Below are 2,704 nucleotides of genomic sequence, written 5' to 3'. Positions count from 1 at the left end.
GCCTGGCGCGACGGCGCCGCCGCGGCGGGATGAGCGAGCTTCCGCTGATCGCCGCCGCCGCGCTGTGGGGCGCGGCGGCGGGGACGCTGCTGCCCCGGGCCGCCTACCGCTTCTCCGTGCCCTCCGGGGAGGAGTGGCGCGCGGAGTGCCCGGGCGGGCATCCGCTCCGCGGGTGGGTGGGCCGGGGGCGGTGCCGGGAGTGCGCCGGGTCCTCGTACGGCCCCGCGGCCGCCCTCCTCACGATCGTCACCGCTCTTGTCTGCGCCGCCCTCGCGGCCGCCACCGGCACCCGGCCCGAGCTCGGCGTCTGGCTGCTGCTCGCGCCGCCCGGCGTGCTGCTGGCGGTCGTGGACTTCCGCGTCCAGCGGCTGCCGGACCCGCTGACGCTGCCGCTCGCGGGCGCCGCCCTGGCGCTGCTCGGTCTGGTCGCCCTGCTGCCCGAGCACGCCGGCGACTGGCTCACCGCGCTGTACGGCGCCCTCGCCCTCGGCGGCGGCTACTTCGTGCTGTTCCTCATCAACCCCGGGGGCATGGGCTTCGGCGACGTGAAACTGGCGCTCGGGGCGGGGGCCGCGCTGGGCTGGTACGGCTGGCCGACCGTGGTGCTGGGCACCTTCGCCGGTTTCCTGTTCGGGGCGCTGTACGGCGGTGCCCTGGTCGTCGCGCGGCGCGCGGGCCGCAAGACGGCGATACCGTTCGGGCCGTTCCTCGTCGCCGGAGCCTTCGCGGGGGTCCTGATCGGCGCGTACACGGCCTGAGGTAGGGCCGGTGAAAGCCCTGGCGTAGGCTGGTTCGGTCCGTCCACAACCCTTGACGAAAGGGACGCCCCGGTGACCGAGAAGGCCGACCTCATGTCTTTTGATGTCACAGCCGTCCTCGACCGTGCCGCAGCCGGTGGGCGGATCACCCCGGAAGAGGCGCTCGTCCTCTACCGCGACGCCCCGCTGCACGCCCTCGGCGCCGCCGCCGACGCAGTACGCCGCCGTAATTACGCGGGCGTCGAGCACATCGCGACGTACATCATCGAGCGCAACATCAACTACACGAACGTGTGTGTCACGGCGTGCAAGTTCTGCGCCTTCTACGCCGCCCCCAAGGACACCGCCAAGGGCTGGACCCGCGACCTCGACGACATCCTGCGCCGCTGCGTGGAGACCGTGGAGCTGGGCGGCACACAGATCATGTTCCAGGGCGGGCACCACCCGGACTACGGCGTCGAGTACTACGAGAAGCACTTCGCCGCCATCAAGAAGGAGTTCCCGCAGCTCGTCATCCACAGCCTGGGGGCGAGCGAGGTCGAGCACATGGCCCGGATCTCGAAGGTGTCGGTCGAGGAGGCCATCACCCGGATCCACGAGGCCGGTCTCGACTCCTTCGCGGGCGCCGGTGCCGAACTGCTGCCGGAGCGGCCCCGCAAGGCCATCGCCCCGCTGAAGGAGAGCGGCGAGCGCTGGCTGGAGATCATGGAGACCGCGCACCAGCTGGGCGTGGAGTCGACGTCGACGATGCTCATGGGCACCGGCGAGACCAACGCCGAGCGCATCGAGCACCTGCGGATGATCCGGGACGTGCAGGACCGCACGGGCGGCTTCCGGGCCTTCATCCCGTACACCTACCAGCCCGAGAACAACCATCTGAAGGGCCGTACGCAGGCCACGCTCTTCGAGTACCTGCGGATGATCGCGATCGCCCGGCTCTTCCTCGACAACGTCCGGCACATCCAGGGCTCCTGGCTGACCACGGGCAAGGAGGTCGGCCAGCTGTCCCTGCACTACGGCGCCGACGACCTCGGCTCGATCATGCTGGAGGAGAACGTCGTCTCCTCGGCCGGCGCCAAGCACCGCTCCAACCGCCTGGAGATCATCGACCTGATCCGCAAGGCGGGACGCGTCCCGGCGCAGCGCTCGACGACGTACGAGCACCTCGTCGTCCACGACGACCCGGCGGACGACCCGGTCGACGAGCGGGTGATGTCGCACATCTCGTCGACGGCGATCGAGGGCGGGACGGCCCACCCCGAGCTCAAGCTGCTCGCGTCCAACTAGAGCCAACAGGGGTTCCGTGCTGACACTTCACGTCGCCGAGCAGTCGCCCGAGGCGGCGGTACTGGTCGACGGGGCGTCCGTCGCCGCCGTCGGCCGGTACGAGGAACTGGCCGCCGCCCACCCGCGGGCGAGGATTCGGCGCTGGCCCGGCATCCTGACGCCCGGACTGCTGAACCCGTACGGCCCGGAGCTGCTGGAGGCCACCTACCATCCCGACCCGCGCGAGGCCGATGCCCTCGGCACCGAGCCCATCGGCGGGGAGCGGGCCCGGGAGATCTTCCGCGCCGACCCCGCACGCCTCGGCGCGAGCGCGCGGCGCGGGGTACAGCGGATGCTGGCACACGGCACGGTGGCGGTGGCCGGGGAGCTGCGGTCTCGGGTCGCGGTCGACGCGGTGCGCAGGGCCGGCCTCGCGGTGGGACAGCGACCGGACCGGCTCCCGGGTCCGGCGGCGCTGTCCCCGACCCCGCTGATCCTGCTGCCGGGGCTGGTGCCGGGCGGTCCCGCCCGATTCGCCGTGTTCGACGTCGCGGACCGCGCCGAACTGGTCCGGGGCGGGGGCGGGGCCAGCGTGGCGGCCCGGTGTGGCGGGCGGCAGGGGTTCCCCGGCCGCTGAGCAAGGCCCCATGCCCCGCCCGCGCGCGGAGCACCCCGGCACC

The 2,704-nt window shown here is 72.9% G+C and carries 3 protein-coding genes; all 3 read left to right on the top strand.

Annotated elements, in window-relative coordinates; all coding sequences use genetic code 11:
* Positions 1-29: 29 nt before the first annotated feature.
* The 3 genes from ACFW2E_RS44835 to ACFW2E_RS44825 all read left to right on the top strand — a co-directional run bounded on the left by ACFW2E_RS44835 (position 30) and on the right by ACFW2E_RS44825 (position 2,661).
* Positions 30-758 carry a prepilin peptidase gene (locus tag ACFW2E_RS44835; RefSeq protein WP_384477368.1) on the top strand — a complete coding sequence of 243 codons (729 nt, stop codon included), beginning with the start codon at positions 30-32 and terminating at the stop codon, positions 756-758.
* A 72-nt stretch (positions 759-830) separates the two neighbouring features.
* The gene (gene mqnC, locus ACFW2E_RS44830) at positions 831-2,045 is read left to right on the top strand and encodes a cyclic dehypoxanthinyl futalosine synthase (protein WP_384477365.1); all 1,215 of its coding nucleotides are present in this window, start codon (positions 831-833) and stop codon (positions 2,043-2,045) included.
* A 16-nt stretch (positions 2,046-2,061) separates the two neighbouring features.
* Entirely contained in the window at positions 2,062-2,661 is a 600-nt protein-coding gene (locus ACFW2E_RS44825) for a hypothetical protein (protein WP_384477362.1), read from the top strand.
* Positions 2,662-2,704: the final 43 nt, after the last annotated feature.

Source organism: Streptomyces sp. NPDC058964 (assembly GCF_042741275.1).
In the GTDB taxonomy this organism is placed as follows: Bacteria; Actinomycetota; Actinomycetes; order Streptomycetales; family Streptomycetaceae; genus Streptomyces.
This window is presented reverse-complemented; position numbering and strand designations above follow the sequence as displayed.

Bases quoted from the DNA above. Each gene is read 5' to 3' on its own strand.
- ACFW2E_RS44835 (WP_384477368.1), top strand. From the start codon at position 30: ATGAGCGAGCTTCCGCTGATCGCCGCCGCCGCGCTGTGGGGCGCGGCG.